Below are 15290 nucleotides of genomic sequence, written 5' to 3'. Positions count from 1 at the left end.
AGTTCCTCATCACAACGTCACTAGACGCGGAAAGTGCCGCTTTGCCAACGGGGTTCGACCGACTGCGACACCGCGCCGGACCATGTCGCCCGGCGATGACGGTCGCGTGAAAGCGGGCTCATTGCGCTCGCGGCGCGGCTGGCACACATATGGACCTTCGAAGGTCAGGAGACGGGCGCCGGGTTGCGGCGCACCGGCGAGGATTCCTCTTGGAGACCAGCCTCTTCCGCTATGTCTGGGAGAAGAGCCGCGGCGAGCAGATCATCGTCCTGCTCATCATCCTCGCCTCGATCCCATTCTATTGGGCGTCCTTCGACGTGCCCAAGCGCATCGTCAACGATGCGATCCAGGGCAATGCCTTCAAGGACGGCAAGACCACGGCGACCCTGCTCGACTTCACCCTGCACCTTCCCTCCTTCCTCGGGGGTGCGAGCTTCAAGCTGTTCGAGGGATTCCAGGTCGGTCAGCTCGGGCTGCTGCTGGGGCTGAGTAGCTATTTCCTGTTCCTGGTGCTGGTCAACGGCGCGTTCAAATACGTCATCAATGTGCGCAAGGGCATCCTCGGCGAGCGCATGCTGCGGCGGATGCGCTACGACCTCTTCAGCCAGCTCATGCGCTTCCGCCCCGAGGACATCCGGGCGGTGAAGCCGGCCGAGGTCGCCAGCATGATCAAGGACGAGGTCGAGCCGATCGGCGGCTTCGTCGGCGACGCCTTCATCCAGCCGGTCTTCCTCCTGACGCAGGCGCTGACGGCGCTGACCTTCATCATGGTGCAGAGCGTCTGGCTGGGGTCGATCGCTCTGGTGATCGTGCTGGCACAGGCCATCATCGTCCCGATCCTGCGGCGCGAGCAGCTGCGGCTCGGTCGCGAGCGCCAGCTCGCCTCCCGCCAGCTCGCCGGGCGGATCGGCGAAATCGTCGATGCGGGGCCGACGATCCAGGGTCATGGCGCGACGACCTATGTCCAGTCGGACATCGCCGGGCGGCTGGGCCGGCTCTTCGACATCCGCTACGCGCTCTACAAGCGCAAATTCGCGGTCAAGTTCCTGAACAACCTGCTGGCGCAGATCACGCCCTTCTTCTTCTACGCGATCGGCGGCTTCTTCGCTCTGCAGGGGCGCCTCGATATCGGCCAGCTCGTCGCCGTCATCGCCGCCTATCGCGACCTGCCGCCGCCGATCAAGGAGCTGATCGACTGGGACCAGCAGCGCAACGACGTCACGATCAAGTACGAGCAGGTCATCGCTCAGTTCAACACCGAAGACCGTGTCCAGCTCGACGAAGAGGGCGGTGTCGAGCGCTTGCCGGAGACCGGAGAGATCCGGCTGGACGGCGTGCAGATGCTGGACAATCGGGGCCAGCCCCTGCTGATGCCGCTGACCGTCCGCATTCCGCGACCGGGCGAGGTCGCGTTGGTCGGTCCGGCCGGCGGCGGGCTGGAGGTGCTGGGACGCATCCTCGGTCGGCAGGCGATGAATTATTCCGGGCGGGTGATGTTCGACTCGGCTCCGCTGGCGCGCATGTCGGTCGAGCGGGCGAGCCATCTCATCGGCTATGCCGGCAACGAGACCGAGATCATCGCGGGCACGATCCGCGACAACATCCTGTTGCCGCTGAAGCGACGCCGTCCCGACATCCGCCCCCAGGGCCGGCTTTCGACCAGCGAACACCGGCGCTTCGTCGAGTCGCTGCGATCGGGCAACACGCCGCTACCCTTCGAGGCCGACTGGACGGATTACCAGGGAGCGGGCGTGGCCGACGAGGCAGAGCTGGCGCAGCGGGTGAGGACGGTGCTCGATGTGCTTGGCTGTGCGGAGGACGTCTATGAGCTGGGCCTCGACGGGAAGGTGACAGCCGGTCTGCGCGCCGAGGCGAAGGCGCAGATCGTGGATGCGCGCTGGGCGGTGGCCGAGGAGCTCGCCCGCAGCAAGCTCGCCGGGTTGATCACGCCCTTCGACCCCGAGAGCTACAACGACAATGCGACCATCGCCGAGAACCTGATCTTCGGCGCCCGGATGAGCCCCCGCTTCGCCAACGAGACGCTGCTGTTCGAGCCCTACGCCCATGCGATCCTGAAGGCAGAGTCGCTGGTCGAGCCGCTGGTCGAGGTCGGCTCGCGGATCGCTGGAACCGTCGCCGAGATCTTCGCCGGGCTGCCGCACGGCCATGCCCTCTTCGAGCGTTACTCCTTCGGCTCGGGTCTGGATTTCGACCGGATGGGCGAATTGGCGGCCTTGCTCGACAAGCACGACATGCGCAGCCCCCTCGACGCCGTGGCCGAGCGCGATTTGGTGGCTCTGGCGCTGGGCTATATCGAGCCCAAACACCGGCTCAACCTGCTCGATGAGCGGCTGCGTGAGCGTATCCTGCGGGCGCGGGCGAGCTTCAAGATGCATCTGCCGGCCGACGCGGTGGAGGACGTCGATTTCTACGATCCCGACAAGGTGATGCTCGGGGCGAGCCTGCGCGACAACCTGATGTTCGGCCGCATCGGCCACGGTATCGCCGATGCGCGGAAGAAGGTGGCGATGATCGTCCGCAAGGCCCTGGCGCGTGCGGGGCTCGACGGTGACCTCTATCGCATCGGCCTCAACACCGATTGCGGCATTCGCGGTCGGTTCCTGCCGACGCGGCTCAAGCTCGCCATCCCGCTGGCGCAGGCGCTGATCAAGGCGCCGCAGATCGCGATCCTCGATCTCGGCGCGTTCCTCGCGACGACCGCGGAACCCGAGGCGGTCATTGCCCGGCTACGCGAGCATTGCGCCGGCATGACGCTGTTCCTGCTCGTCAGGGACGACCATCTCGTCGGTGACATCCCCCTCAGGATCGTCTTCAATGGGCCTTCGGCGACCCTCGAGAGCGGGACCGAGGAGGAGGACGAGGCGGCGATGCCGCCCCCGACGCGTCAACGGAACGGCATCGAGACCATGGAGGCGCGGTCATGACCCTCGAAACGGACATTTCATGCCTGCGGCAAGTCCCGCTGTTCCGGAGCCTGCCCCTGCCGCGGCTGAAGCTCGTCGCGCTGATGGGAGAAAAGCTGCGTTTCGATCCTGGGACGCAGATCATCGCCGAGGGCGAGACGCCTGAAGGTGTCTTCGTCGTCTTGCAGGGCGAACTCGAGATTTCACATGGCGGCGCGAACGGGGAGGGGCCGAGGCTGCCGCTCCATACCGGCAGCCTCGTCGGCGACGTGCCGCTTCTCTCCGGGCGCAGCTATGTCGGCGCGATCACCGCCAAGACGGCCGTCGTGGCGCTGCGTCTGCCGAAGGATCTGTTCTTCGAACTGCTCGAGACGATCCCCGATTTCAGCCTGGCGCTGACGCGCGACCTGGCGTCGCGGCTCTACCGGCTGGCGGACCGCACGCTGCATGCGGAGAAGGTGCATTGACGAACCGGATTTCCGCATGAGCCTTCAGCAAACCGCGGTGACGCGCAGCGGCATGGGCATGGATCAGGTCTCCTCGTGGAGCCGCGACATCCGCTTCGCCTCCGGGATGATCCTGCTGTTCTTTGCGACGACGCATTTCCTCAACCATGCCGCCGGGATCGCCGGGGTCGCGGCGATGGAGCAGGCGCAGGAATGGCGTTACTGGTTGTGGCATTCCTGGGCGGGAACCATCGCGCTCTACGGGGCGCTGATCGTCCATCCCTTCTTCGCCCTCGTGCGGGTGGCACAGCGGCGCACCTTCAAGATGCCGGCGCGCGAGATGCTGCAGATCGCGCTCGGGCTCGCCATCCCGCTCTTTCTGATCGACCATATCGTTGGCACACGGGTGATGGGGAGCTTCTTTCATCTCGACGAGAGCTACCGCGCCGTGCTGCGCCGTCTCTGGCCGGGGCTGGCGATGTCGCAGACGATCCTGCTGCTGCTGGTTTGGGTCCACGGCATCATCGGCCTGCATTTCACGCTGCGCTCGCGTGACGGCTATCAGCGCTGGCGCGACCCGTTCCTGCTGCTGGCGATCCTGATCCCGATCCTCGCCCTCATCGGCTTCGCCGTCGGCGGGCGCGAGGCCGGGCAAATGGCGATGCCGCCAGAGGTCTCGTCGGACGCCCAGATCGTGATGTTCAACCAGAACGTCACCTGGGCGAAGACGGTCTTCTATGGGCTGGTCGGGTGCTTCGTCGCCTTCGTGGCGATCCGCGAGATCCGGGTTCGGACCACGCGGCAGATCACCGTGCGGTTCGTCGGCCATGGCGTGCGCAAGCTCGCGCCCGGCCTGACCGTGCTGGAGATGTTCCGCCGCTTCGGCATCCCTCATGCGGCGCTCTGCGGGGGGCGGGCGCGCTGCGCCACATGCCGCGTTCTGGTTCTGGATGGCGGCGACAGCCTGCCGCCTCCGGGAGCCAACGAGGCGAAGCTGCTGCGCCGGATTGCGGCGCCAGAACGGGTGCGTCTCGCCTGCCAGATCCGCCCGCGCGACGACGTCCAGGTGCAGATCCTCCTGGCGTCCCGCCTGAGCGCGACGACGCCCGGCCAGCTCGAGCCCGACACCAGCATCGGCAAGCGCGGGCTGACCGTGGTGGTGGCGGATCTGCGGGCCTTCTCTGCGCTCTCCGCTCGCCAGCTCCCGCAGGAGCTGATCGGGCTCCTGAACCGCTTCTTCGACGAGATGGCCCAGGCGATCACCGCCCATGGTGGACGCATCGACGCCTTCTATGGCGACGGCTTCATGGCCGTGTTCGGGCTGGAGGGCACGCCGGCGCGCAGCGCCCAGAGCGCGATCGCGTCCGCGGGCGACATCGTGCGGGCGGTCGAGGCGCTGAACCGGGAATTCGGGGCGGCGCTGCCCCTGCCGCTGCGCATCGGCATCGGCATCCACAGCGGCCAGGCGATCACCGGGGCGGTCGAGAACGAGAGCATGGGCCGGCGCGACATCACCGTCGGCGAGACGGTGGCGGTGGCCGCCCAGCTCGAACTGGCGACGCGCCGCGTGCTGGCCGACATCCTCGTCTCGGAGGAGGCGATTCGCGCCAGCGGACGCAGCTATCGCGGGACGACGGCACTCAAGATCACCATCCGAGGCCGCGAGAAGCCGATCAACGCGATCGGTTTCGCGAGCGCGCCGGAGCTGGCCGACGAGCGCGACGATCGCGTGACGGCGCCGCCGGTCTTCGAAGAGGCGCCCGAAATCGTTCCCGCAGCGGCGGATGCGCCGGCTGCGACCGGCGGACTGGCCGTCCTGGAGGCGGCCGCGACGGCGCCGGGGCAGACGGCTGCTCCCGCGCCGGCAGCGGGCGAGGAGACCGCGGCGCCGATCGCGCGCAAACCGCGCCGCAAGGCTGCGCCGAAGAAAACCGCGCCGCCCGAGGACGCAGGCGCCTGAGCCGCGAGCGGCCGTGTGCCTCAGGCGTCGCCAAAGACCAGGAAGCGCCTGCGGTCGAAGCCGGCAGCGCGCAGCGCCTCGTCATGGATCGTCAGCGAGAGATCGATGGCCGGCGCGTCGCTGCGCGTCGCGGTCAGGGCGCCGATCTGTCCCAGCGCCCGTTCCAGCTCGAGCGCGTAATCAATCACGAGCACGGCCGCGCCCGCGGCCAGGGCGAGCAGTTCCGGCGGCGTCGCGGCGCGGCGTCCGAAGGGCTTGAGCGAGAGGCCGAGCAGCACCAGTCCAAAAGGCGTTGCCGGCGCGATCTCGACCTCCTGCAGCTTGGCGGCGACGTGGCGCAGGCGGCAGGGCGCACCGTTCAGCGTGTCGGCCTCATAAGCGGGAATCTTCGGATCGATGACGGTGACGCTGGCCGGATGGTGCGTCAAAAAGCCGGTGATCGGGAGGCCGGCGCCGCCGATCTCGACGATATGGGCGCAGCGGCGCAGGGCATGGGCCGCCAGCACCTGTCGCAACGCCGCTGCCGGGCTCGCCAAATGCGGCAGGCGGGTGCCGGCGAGGGCGTCCGGATCGTGGCCGGCTTCGCTGGCCTTTGGGCCCGCGCTTGCATATGGTCCCGCCACCTTCGATCCCCGCTCTTCGAAACGACATGACGTCCGACGCGCCGCCCGACGCCTTCTATGACATTCTGCGCGGCGTCGCAGCCCTGACCGGCAACCGCGTCGTCGGCGATCTCGCGCGCCTCGTTGCGGACGGGATGCCGCAAGATCTCTGGATCGCCTTCAACCACAAGCAGATCGGTTCGAAACGCTGGCTGGTCGATGCGCTGGCGGAGGTCCTGCCGCGGCCCGACGGCCCGGTCTGGGTGCTCGGAGCCTGGTATGGCGTGCTCGGGGCGCTGCTGCTCGATGATCCGCGTCTGACCATCCCCGCTGTTGTCAGCGTCGATCTCGATCCCGCCTGCGCGCCTGTCGCGGAGCGGCTGAACCGCCGCCATGTCGCAGAAGGCCGGTTTCGTGCCGTGACCGCGGACATGATGACGCTGGGTTTCGCCGCCCAGGAGCCTAGCCCGGGCCTCGTGATCAACACCAGCTGCGAGCATCTCGTCGATGTGCCGGGCTGGCTCGCCACGCTGCCGACGGGGCTGCCGCTGCTGCTGCAGTCGAACGATTATGTCCGCGAGCCCGACCACCGCAGCTGCGTGCCCTCGCTGGAGGCGTTCCAGGCACAGGCCGGCCTCTCCGAGACGCTCTTCGCCGGCGCGCTGCCGACGAAGAACTACACCCGCTTCATGCTGATCGGCCGGCGATGACCGAGCCTGTCATCGCGATCGCGATGAAGGGCTATCCGCGCCTGTCGGAGACCTTCATCGCGCAGGAACTGCTCGGCCTGCAGCAGCGCGCTGTGCCCTTCGCGATCTGGTCGCTGCGGCGTCCGACCGACGCGGCGCGCCATCTGATGCACGATCAGATCAGCGTGCCGGTGCATTATCTGCCGGAGTATCTGCATGAGGAGCCGGGGCGCGTTCTGCGCGGCGTTATCGGCGCCCTCGCGCGGCCCGGCCTGCTCCGGCTGCTGCCCGTCCTCCTGCGCGACCTCGTCCGTGATCGCACGCGCAACCGCCTGCGCCGCTTCGGCCAGGCCTGCGTGATGGCCCGCGAGCTGCCGCCCGGCACGGCTCACCTGCATGTGCACTATCTGCACACGCCCGCCTCGGTGATCCGCTACGCCGCCCTGCTGCGCGGCATCGGTTGGTCGTTCTCGGCCCATGCCAAGGACATCTGGACCACGCCGGATTGGGAAAAGCGCGAGAAGATCGCGGAGGCCGCCTGGGGCGTCACCTGCACACAGGACGGCCACCGCGAATTGCAGCGCCTGGCCGACCGGCACGACAAGGTCGCTTTGGTCTATCACGGGCTCGATCTCGGCCGCTTTCCCGCGCCACCGCCGCGCCCGCCGCGCGACGGGAGCGACCCGGGCGCGCCTGTCCGCATCGTCACCGTCGGCCGGGCGGTGGAGAAAAAGGGTTTTGACGATCTGCTGGCGGCTCTCGCGCGGTTGCCGCCCGGCTTGCACTGGCGCCTGACCCATATCGGCGGCGGCGAGAGGCTGAAGGCGTTGCAGGCTCAGGCCGTGGGGCTGGGGCTCGGGGAGCGCGTGACCTGGGCCGGACCGAAGGCGCAGGGCGATGTCATCGCCGCGCTGCGCGAGGCGGATCTGTTCGTGCTGCCTTCGAAGAGGGGCGAGGACGGCGATCGCGACGGGCTGCCCAATGTGGTGATGGAGGCCGCGAGCCAGGCCCTGCCGATCGTTGCGACCGATTTCGCCGGGATTCCGGAGTTCGTGCGCGACGGCGTCGAGGGGCTGCTGGTGCTGCCCGGCGACGTCGCGGCGCTGGCCCATGCTGTCGCCGACCTGGCGGAGGCGCCGCCGCGGCGAAGCGCGCTCGGCCAGGCGGCTCTGGCCCGGCTGACCGGTGCCTTCTCGGCCGAGGCGGGCCTTGACGGGATCGCGGCGCGGCTGCGCGCCTCGGCGGGGCTCGTGCCGTGAGGGTCCTGGGGGAGCCAGCGCGCGTCCTGATCGCGGTGACGCATCTGCTCGGCAGCGGCCATCTGGTGCGAGCGGCGCAGCTGGCGCGGGCGCTGGCGGCTGGCGGCTTCGCCGTGACGCTCGCGAGCGGCGGGATGCCGCTGCGCGACATGGCGGGTGAGCCCTTTGCGTTCGTGCAACTGCCCCCGGTCAAGGTCGAGGGGCTGGATTTCCGCAATCTGCTCGACGAGGCGGGGGCTCCGATCGAGGCCGGCCGGCTGGCGCGGCGCCGGGCCATGCTCGCGGCGCTGGCGACGACGCTGAAGCCCGATGTCGTCGTGACCGAGCATTTCCCCTTCGGACGCCGACAGCTGGCGGAGGAGTTCCTGACGCTGATCACCGCGGCGAAGGCCGCCAACCCGTCCGCGCTGGTGCTGGCCTCGGTGCGCGACGTGCTGGTGACACCACGCCCTGACCGGATCGCCGAGGCGGAGCAGCGCCTGGCCTCGCTGTTCGACGGCGTCCTCGTCCATGGCGACCGGAACTTCCTGCCGCTGGAGGCCTCCTGGCCGGTTTCGCCGGCTCTGGCGGCGCGGCTGCATTATACCGGCTACATGGCGCCGCCGCCGGTGCCGGCGCCGGGCGGTCCCGATGGGGAGGGGGCGGGCGAGGTGCTCGTCTCGGGTGGCGGCTCCGCTGCGGCGCTGCCGCTGTTCCGGCTCTGCCTCGGTGCGGCGCGGCTGGGCGACGCCTCGCGTCGCTGGCGCATCCTCGTCGGCAAGGCCGTGGCGGAGAGCGATGTCGCCGCGCTGCGGCAATCAGCCTCGCCCAACGTCACGGTGGAGCGCGTGCGGGCCGATTTTCCGGCGCTGCTGGCGCGGGCGGCGCTCTCGATCAGCCAGGCCGGCTACAACACGGTGCTCGACCTCGTCGCCGCAGGGCGGCCGGCAGTCGTGGTGCCCTTCGACGAGGGGGCTGAGACGGAGCAGTCGATCCGCGCCGAAGCCATGGAAAGAGCCGGATTGGCGCGCTGCCTGCGTCTCTCGGGGCCCGACCCCGCCCATCCTGCCGATCTGGCAGCGGCGGTTGCCGCAGCACTGGCGCAGGAAGAACGGCCACGCGCTTCGATCGATCTGGACGGCGCCGGGCGTATCGGCGGCATCCTCTCGCGGCTGTTGGCGCAGCGGACAAGCGTCTGAGACAGCGACCGCGGCACGGCTCTTGCCAAGCCCGGCATGCCTGCCGCGAAGTGCCGACCCGGCGCTTTGCGAATTGCCGGTCCCGGGCTTTGTCTCTAATTAGGGAGACATTGCCTCCCTCCTCGGTCGGCGTCGGGACAACCGGTCTTCTCCGGTCATGCTCCCACGCCCGGAGACTTGATGATGACAGTGACGACTGCCGCCGGCCTGCCCGACATGAAGCTGTCGGTGCGCCAGACCTTCGGAATCGATTCGGATCTCGAGGTGCCGGCCTATTCGAAGACCGAGGCGCATGTGCCCGATCTCGACCCGGATTACCGTTTCGACCACGACACCACGATCGCGATCCTGGCGGGCTTCGCCCATAACCGGCGCGTGATGATCTCGGGCTATCACGGCACCGGCAAGTCGACCCATATCGAGCAGGTCGCGGCCCGGCTCAACTGGCCCTGCGTTCGCGTCAACCTCGACAGCCATGTCTCCCGCCTCGATCTCGTCGGCAAGGACGCGATCGTGCTGAAGGAGGGCAAGCAGGTCACGGAGTTCCAGGACGGCATCCTGCCCTGGGCGCTGCAGAACAACATCGCGCTGGTCTTCGACGAGTACGATGCCGGCCGCCCGGACGTGATGTTCGTGATCCAGCGCGTGCTCGAGCAGTCCGGCAAGCTGACGCTGCTCGACCAGAAGCGCGTCATCCGCCCTCATCCCGCTTTCCGGCTGTTCGCGACCGCCAACACGGTCGGCCTTGGCGACACCTCGGGCCTCTATCACGGCACGCAGCAGATCAATCAGGGCCAGATGGACCGCTGGTCGATCGTGACGACGCTGAACTATCTGCCGCATGACAACGAGGTCGCGATCGTGCTCGCGAAGTCGAAGCACTTCCAGGGCACGCCCGAGGGCAAGGCGACGATCGACAAGATGGTCCGCGTCGCCGACCTGACCCGCAACGCCTTCATGAACGGCGATCTTTCGACGGTGATGAGCCCGCGCACGGTGATCACCTGGGCCGAGAACGCCGCGATCTTCGGCGATGTCGGCTTCGCCTTCCGCGTCACCTTCATGAACAAGTGCGACGAGATGGAGCGCACGCTGGTGGCCGAGTTCTACCAGCGCTCCTTCGGCAAGGAACTGCCGGAGAGCGCGGCGAACGTCGTCCTGAGCTGAGGGCCGTCCCCGCCATGGCGACCCTCCAGCGCGAGAGCGATGTCGCCGCGACGAGGGAGGCCGTGGTCGCGGGCTTGAGCGCCTACAATGCGGCCCGGGTCGGGCCGCGCAACAGCGAGCCGCTGGCGCTCAGCCTGCGCGACGATCATGGCGTGATCGTCGGCGGGCTGATCGGGGAGCTGAAGTGGGAATGGCTCCATATCGATCTGCTCTGGATCGACGAGGCCCATCGCGGCGCCGGCCATGGCGAGGCGCTGGTCGCACTGGCTGAAACGACCGCGCGCGAGCGCGGCGCCCGTGGCGTCTATCTGAGTACGATGAGCATCCAGGCGCCGCAGTTCTATCCCAGGCTGGGTTACCAGCCCTGCGGCGTGATGGAGGACTATCCCGTCGCCGGCCATCGGATCCACCATTTCGCGAAGGCGCTATGAGCATTTCCAACCGCAAGCCCGGGACGACCAAGGAAGCGCCGGCGGAGCCGCTGAAGCGGGCGATCTCCTCGACGATGAAGGCGATTGCGCGCAAGCCGGAGATGGAGATCGTCTTCGCCGCCGACAAACCCTCGCTGGTCGGCGAGCGCGCCCGCCTGCCCGAACCGCCGCGCAAGCTGACGGCGCAGGACGTCGCGGTGCTGCGCGGCCATTCGGATTCGATGGCGCTGCGGCTGGCCTGCCACGACGCATCCGTGCATCGCCGCGCCGCGCCTGAGGGCGATGCGGCGCGCGCCGTGTTCGATGCGGTGGAGCAGGCGCGGGTGGAATGCGTCGGGGCGCGGCGCATGGCCGGCATGGCCGGCAACATCACGGCCATGCTCGAGGACCGCTATCACCGCGGCGGCCGCTACGAGGAGATCACCGACCGCGCCGACGCGCCGCTCGAGGACGCGCTCGCACTGATGGTGCGCGAGCGGCTGACCGGGCTGAAGCCGCCCAAGGCGGCGGAGAAGCTGGTCGATCTCTGGCGCGAGCAGATCGAGGCCAAGGCCGGCGCCGATCTCGACCGGCTGTCGAAATCGGTCGAGGACCAGCGCGCCTTCGCCCGCACCGTGCGCGACATGCTGGCCTCGCTCGACATGGCCGAGCAGACGGCGCAGGGCGAGGAATCCGAGGAGGACGAGGACGACAAGGACCAGTCCTCCGAGGAACAGCAGCAGCAGGACGGCGAGGCCGAGCAGGAGAGCGCCGGCGAGCGCTCCGAGGTCGAGGTCTCGGACGATGCGACCGAGGAATTGCAGGAGGGGGCGACCGAAGCCTCCGATGCGCCCTCGGGCGACTGGGATGAAGAGGACGAGAACTCGGAAGCCGACGAGGCCGGTGAGGCTCCGCGCCCGCGCGAGAGCAAGGCCAACGACCGTCCGCAGACCGACTACAAGGCCTATACCCAGAAATACGACGAGGTCGTCACGGCAGAGGACCTCTGCGATGCCGAGGAACTGACCCGGCTGCGGGCCTACCTCGATAAACAGCTCGCCCATCTCCAGGGCGTGGTAGCGCGGCTCGCCAACCGGCTGCAGCGGCGCCTGATGGCGCAACAGAACCGCTCCTGGCAGTTCGATCTCGAGGAAGGTGCGCTCGATCCGGCACGCCTGCCGCGCATCATCATTGACCCCTATCAGCCGCTCTCCTTCCGGCAGGAATCGGACACGAATTTCCGCGACACGGTGGTGACGCTGCTGATCGACAATTCCGGCTCGATGCGCGGCCGGCCGATCACGGTCGCGGCGACCTGCGCCGACATCCTGGCGCGGACGCTGGAGCGCTGCGGCGTCAAGGTCGAGCTGCTCGGCTTCACGACGCGGGCCTGGAAGGGCGGTCTCTCGCGCGAGAGCTGGCTGCAATCGGGCAAGCCGGCGAGTCCCGGCCGCCTGAACGATCTGCGCCACATCATCTACAAGGCGGCGGATGCGCCGTGGCGCCGGGCCCGCAAGAATCTCGGCCTGATGATGCGCGAGGGCCTGCTCAAGGAGAACATCGACGGCGAGGCGCTGGACTGGGCCCATAAGCGCCTTCTGGCGCGGCCGGAGCAGCGCAAGATCCTGATGGTGATCTCGGACGGTGCGCCGGTCGACGATTCGACCCTGTCGGTCAACTCCGGCAACTATCTCGAGCGGCATCTGCGCCACATCATTGCCGAGATCGAGACGCGTTCGCCGGTCGAGCTGATCGCCATCGGCATCGGCCATGACGTCACCCGATATTACCGCCGGGCCGTGACCATCGTCGATGCGGAGGAACTCGGCGGTGTCATGACCGAGAAGCTGGCCGAGCTGTTCGAGGAGGATGCCGGGCTCGCCGCCAAGCCGTCGCGCGGATCTCGGCGGCTGCAGTGAGCGGGGTTTCGCAGACAGACGCGTCCTCCCGATGCGCCTGACGCGCCGCTCCGCGCTCGCCGGGCTGGGCGCCTGGGCTGCTGCGGGCCCGGCCGAGGCTGCTTCTCCCGACACGGGCCGCATCCCGCTCGCGGTGACGGCCCGTCCGATCGCCGCCTTCGAGCCGCGCAACCCGGACAAGACGCGCTTCGGCCAGCTCATCTTCCGCAGCGGGCTCGTGCTCAGCGGCAGCCACCCCCGCTTCGGCGGGCTGTCGGGGCTGTGGCGCGGAGCGGGCGGCGCCGATCTCGTCGCGATCACCGATAACGGCTTCTGGCTGACGGGCCGTCTCGCCTCGCGCGAGGGGCGGCTGACCGGGCTGGAGGATGCCGAGCTGGCGCCGATCCTCGGCAGCTCCGGCCGGCCGCTGCATCGCTCGCGCTACTATGACACCGAGAGCCTCTGCATCGCCGACGGCGTCGCCTATCTCGGCGTCGAGCGGACGCATGACGTGCTGCGCTTCGATTGGGCGACTGAGGGCGTGATGGCACGGGCACGGCTGGTGCTGGTGCCGCGCGAGGTCAAGCGCCTGCCGGATAATCGCGGGCTCGAGGCGATCGGCGTGGTGCCTCCCGGCCAGCCGCTGGCGGGCGCGATCATCGCCATCGCCGAGCGCTCCGGAGGAGAGGACGAGCCGACGCTGGGCGTCATCCTGGGCCGTCAGCCCGGGCTGTTCCAGGTGGCCCGCCACGACGGCTTCGACATCACCGACCTCGCCTTTCTGCCCGACGGCGACCTCGTGGTGCTGGAGCGCTGGTACCGGACCTTGCGCGGCGTCGGCATGCGAATCCGCCGGATCCCCGGCGCGAACCTGAAGGCCGGGGCGCTGCTCGACGGACCGACGCTGATCCAGGCCGATCTTGGCCAGGAGATCGACAATATGGAAGGGCTTGCGGTCCATCGGGAGGAGGGGCGCACCGTGCTGACCCTGGTCTCCGACGATAATTTCTCGTTCCTGCAGCGGACCGTGCTGCTGGAATTCGAACTGGGTTGAAGCGGTCGTTCCGTCATGGTCGGCCTTGTGCCGACCATCCACGTCTCCCTTGATCGAGCCTGGTGTTCAAGACGTGGATGCTCGCCACAAGGGCGAGCATGACGGCGGTGCCCCAACGAAAAAAGCGGCCTCGCGGCCGCTTCCTTCAGATCCGAAAAGGATCGCCCCCTCAGGCGGTGGCGAGCTTCTTCTCGATGTCGCGCTTCAGCGTCAGGGCGCCGGCCGAAAGATCCGAGGCCGAGGCCTTGATCAGGAAGGCGTCGAGACCGCCGCGGTGATCGACGCTGCGCAGGGCGTTCGCCGAGACACGCAGACGCACCGAGCGGCCGAGCGCGTCCGACTGCAGCGTGACGTTGACGAGGTTGGGCCGGAAGACGGTCTTCGTCTTGCGGTTCGAGTGGCTGACGAGGTGGCCGGTGAGGGTGGCCTTCCCGGTCAGTTCGCAACGGCGCGCCATGGTGTCGATCCTTACATCCAACCGGCTGGCTCAAACAAAAATGCCGACACGCGACGTGCCGGACATGAGCACCGGAAGTCAAATTGAAGTCGCGGTTCCATAGCCAAGGCCGGCGGGGCCGTCAAGGAAAACCGCTCAGCCGCGTGCGGAAACGGGCGGGCGATGGGGCAAGGGCCCGCCGCGGCATCTGCGCGCTCGCCAAGACCGTCGAAAAGGGTCACGATTCGGACCGATTCGCAGGGCATGTCGGCAGCATAGCCGTCTGGAGGAAGTGGATGAAACCCGCCATCGCATCGTCTCTCGGCGGGTTGATGCTCGCTTTCGGTGCCGCGAGCTTCGCAGTTCCGGCCGCCGCCGCCTCGCTCGATGCCCGCTACGACGTGTCGCTGCTGGGCCTGACGCTCGGCACCGCCAACCTGACCGGCGGCATCGAGGGCTCGGCCTATAAGCTCGACCTGACCGCCAAGCTCACCGGTCTGGTCGGCGGCTTCACCGGCGGGCGCGGCTCCGGTGCCGCCACCGGCAATCTGAACGGTACGAAGCTTTCGCCGACCAGTTTCGCGGTCAGCTCGGCCAGCTCCAGCGAAAGCCGCACCGTGCGTATGGCGCTCGACAGCAATGCGGTGGCGGCGGTCGAGATCGAGCCGCCGATCGAGGCCAAGCCGGACCGCGTGCCGCTGAACGACGGCCATCGCCGCAATGTGATCGACCCGCTCAGCGCCTTCCTGATGCCGGTCGTCGGCAAGGGGCTGGCCAATGCCTGCAACCGGACGCTGCAGATCTTCGACGGCGCGGCGCGCTACGACATCAAGATGAGCCAGTCCGGCACGCGCGAGGTCAAGCTCGAGGGCTATAGCGGCCCGGTCGCTGTCTGCCAGGTCCGCTATGTCCCGATCGCCGGGCATCGCTCGGAGCGGCCGAGCACGAAGTTCATGATCGAGAACCGCGACATCAGCACCTGGCTCGCCCCGGTCGCGGGCACCAACGTCATGGTGCCCGTGCGGGTCTCGGTGAAGACCATGATCGGCACCGCCGTGCTCGAAGCCTCGAGCTTCAAGGTCGATCCCGGCATGACGGCGAGCACGGCGAGGAACTGAGGCGGCGGGGCCTATCGCCACGCTCCGCTGTTCGGAAACGGGCGTCATCCTGGGCGACCGAAGGTCGTCCCGGGATCCATCGTAGGACGCGACATCACTCTATGATGGATCCCGGCCTGCGCCGCTTCGCGGCTGGTCCAGGATGACGA

The 15290-nt window shown here is 68.5% G+C and carries 13 protein-coding genes; 11 read left to right on the top strand and 2 right to left on the bottom strand.

Going from position 1 to position 15290, the window contains the following annotated elements; all coding sequences use genetic code 11:
- Positions 1 to 209 precede the first annotated feature (209 nt).
- The 3 genes from ACFPN9_RS09975 to ACFPN9_RS09965 are packed head-to-tail and all read left to right on the top strand — an operon-like array spanning position 210 to position 5330.
- Positions 210 to 2945 carry an ABC transporter transmembrane domain-containing protein gene (locus ACFPN9_RS09975; RefSeq protein ID WP_066719462.1) on the top strand — a complete coding sequence of 912 codons (2736 nt, stop codon included), beginning with the start codon at positions 210 to 212 and terminating at the stop codon, positions 2943 to 2945.
- Positions 2942 to 3391, top strand: coding sequence for a cyclic nucleotide-binding domain-containing protein (locus ACFPN9_RS09970; RefSeq protein ID WP_066719456.1), 450 nt, complete (start codon positions 2942 to 2944; stop codon positions 3389 to 3391). The genes ACFPN9_RS09975 and ACFPN9_RS09970 overlap by 4 nt, the downstream gene beginning before the upstream one ends.
- Positions 3392 to 3407: 16 nt before the next feature.
- On the top strand, positions 3408 to 5330 hold the full coding sequence (locus ACFPN9_RS09965) for an adenylate/guanylate cyclase domain-containing protein (RefSeq protein WP_066719449.1): 1923 nt from the start codon (positions 3408 to 3410) through the stop codon (positions 5328 to 5330).
- A gap of 20 nt (positions 5331 to 5350) precedes the next feature.
- Here the strand turns inward: ACFPN9_RS09965 and ACFPN9_RS09960 are convergent, their stop codons facing one another.
- Positions 5351 to 5953: a hypothetical protein gene (locus ACFPN9_RS09960; RefSeq protein WP_156446498.1), complete on the bottom strand. Its 603-nt coding sequence runs from the start codon at positions 5951 to 5953 to the stop codon at positions 5351 to 5353.
- Between the two features lie 26 nt (positions 5954 to 5979).
- Between ACFPN9_RS09960 and ACFPN9_RS09955 the strand changes: the two genes are divergently transcribed.
- The 7 genes from ACFPN9_RS09955 to ACFPN9_RS09925 all read left to right on the top strand — a co-directional run bounded on the left by ACFPN9_RS09955 (position 5980) and on the right by ACFPN9_RS09925 (position 13587).
- Positions 5980 to 6642 (top strand): SAM-dependent methyltransferase, encoded by a 663-nt coding sequence (locus ACFPN9_RS09955; protein WP_067254836.1) that lies wholly within the window; start codon positions 5980 to 5982, stop codon positions 6640 to 6642.
- Positions 6639 to 7880, top strand: a complete 1242-nt coding sequence (locus tag ACFPN9_RS09950) for a glycosyltransferase family 4 protein (protein WP_066723618.1) — start codon at positions 6639 to 6641, stop codon at positions 7878 to 7880. Before ACFPN9_RS09955 ends, ACFPN9_RS09950 begins: the two co-directional genes overlap by 4 nt.
- A complete protein-coding gene (locus tag ACFPN9_RS09945) occupies positions 7877 to 9058 on the top strand; it encodes a glycosyltransferase family protein (protein ID WP_067254838.1) in 1182 nt (393 codons plus the stop codon). Before ACFPN9_RS09950 ends, ACFPN9_RS09945 begins: the two co-directional genes overlap by 4 nt.
- Before the next feature lie 183 nt (positions 9059 to 9241).
- Positions 9242 to 10225 carry a cobaltochelatase subunit CobS gene (gene cobS / locus ACFPN9_RS09940; protein ID WP_377816762.1) on the top strand — a complete coding sequence of 328 codons (984 nt, stop codon included), beginning with the start codon at positions 9242 to 9244 and terminating at the stop codon, positions 10223 to 10225.
- Positions 10226 to 10239: 14 nt separating this feature from the next.
- Positions 10240 to 10656 (top strand): GNAT family N-acetyltransferase, encoded by a 417-nt coding sequence (locus tag ACFPN9_RS09935; RefSeq protein WP_066723609.1) that lies wholly within the window; start codon positions 10240 to 10242, stop codon positions 10654 to 10656.
- Positions 10653 to 12554: a cobaltochelatase subunit CobT gene (gene cobT, locus ACFPN9_RS09930; RefSeq protein WP_066723607.1), complete on the top strand. Its 1902-nt coding sequence runs from the start codon at positions 10653 to 10655 to the stop codon at positions 12552 to 12554. The genes ACFPN9_RS09935 and cobT overlap by 4 nt, the downstream gene beginning before the upstream one ends.
- 31 nt (positions 12555 to 12585) lie before the next feature.
- Positions 12586 to 13587 (top strand): esterase-like activity of phytase family protein, encoded by a 1002-nt coding sequence (locus tag ACFPN9_RS09925; RefSeq protein ID WP_066723605.1) that lies wholly within the window; start codon positions 12586 to 12588, stop codon positions 13585 to 13587.
- A gap of 169 nt (positions 13588 to 13756) precedes the next feature.
- On the opposite strand, the gene rpmB is transcribed toward ACFPN9_RS09925, so the two are convergent.
- Positions 13757 to 14044 carry a 50S ribosomal protein L28 gene (gene rpmB / locus ACFPN9_RS09920; protein WP_066723603.1) on the bottom strand — a complete coding sequence of 96 codons (288 nt, stop codon included), beginning with the start codon at positions 14042 to 14044 and terminating at the stop codon, positions 13757 to 13759.
- Positions 14045 to 14319: 275 nt separating this feature from the next.
- Between rpmB and ACFPN9_RS09915 the strand changes: the two genes are divergently transcribed.
- A complete protein-coding gene (locus tag ACFPN9_RS09915) occupies positions 14320 to 15141 on the top strand; it encodes a DUF3108 domain-containing protein (RefSeq protein WP_067254842.1) in 822 nt (273 codons plus the stop codon).
- Positions 15142 to 15290: the final 149 nt, after the last annotated feature.

The sequence above is a fragment of the Allobosea massiliensis genome (assembly GCF_042655245.1).
In the GTDB taxonomy this organism is placed as follows: Bacteria; Pseudomonadota; Alphaproteobacteria; order Rhizobiales; family Beijerinckiaceae; genus Allobosea; species Allobosea massiliensis.
This window is presented reverse-complemented; position numbering and strand designations above follow the sequence as displayed.

Coding starts and splice junctions, on each gene's coding strand:
- ACFPN9_RS09970 (WP_066719456.1), top strand. CDS start 2,942: ATGACCCTCGAAACGGACATTTCATGCCTGCGGCAAGTCCCGCTGTTC.
- cobS (WP_377816762.1), top strand. CDS start 9,242: ATGACAGTGACGACTGCCGCCGGCCTGCCCGACATGAAGCTGTCGGTG.
- cobT (WP_066723607.1), top strand. CDS start 10,653: ATGAGCATTTCCAACCGCAAGCCCGGGACGACCAAGGAAGCGCCGGCG.
- ACFPN9_RS09955 (WP_067254836.1), top strand. CDS start 5,980: ATGACGTCCGACGCGCCGCCCGACGCCTTCTATGACATTCTGCGCGGC.
- ACFPN9_RS09925 (WP_066723605.1), top strand. CDS start 12,586: ATGCGCCTGACGCGCCGCTCCGCGCTCGCCGGGCTGGGCGCCTGGGCT.
- ACFPN9_RS09915 (WP_067254842.1), top strand. CDS start 14,320: ATGAAACCCGCCATCGCATCGTCTCTCGGCGGGTTGATGCTCGCTTTC.
- ACFPN9_RS09935 (WP_066723609.1), top strand. CDS start 10,240: ATGGCGACCCTCCAGCGCGAGAGCGATGTCGCCGCGACGAGGGAGGCC.
- rpmB (WP_066723603.1), bottom strand. CDS start 14,044: ATGGCGCGCCGTTGCGAACTGACCGGGAAGGCCACCCTCACCGGCCAC.
- ACFPN9_RS09965 (WP_066719449.1), top strand. CDS start 3,408: ATGAGCCTTCAGCAAACCGCGGTGACGCGCAGCGGCATGGGCATGGAT.
- ACFPN9_RS09950 (WP_066723618.1), top strand. CDS start 6,639: ATGACCGAGCCTGTCATCGCGATCGCGATGAAGGGCTATCCGCGCCTG.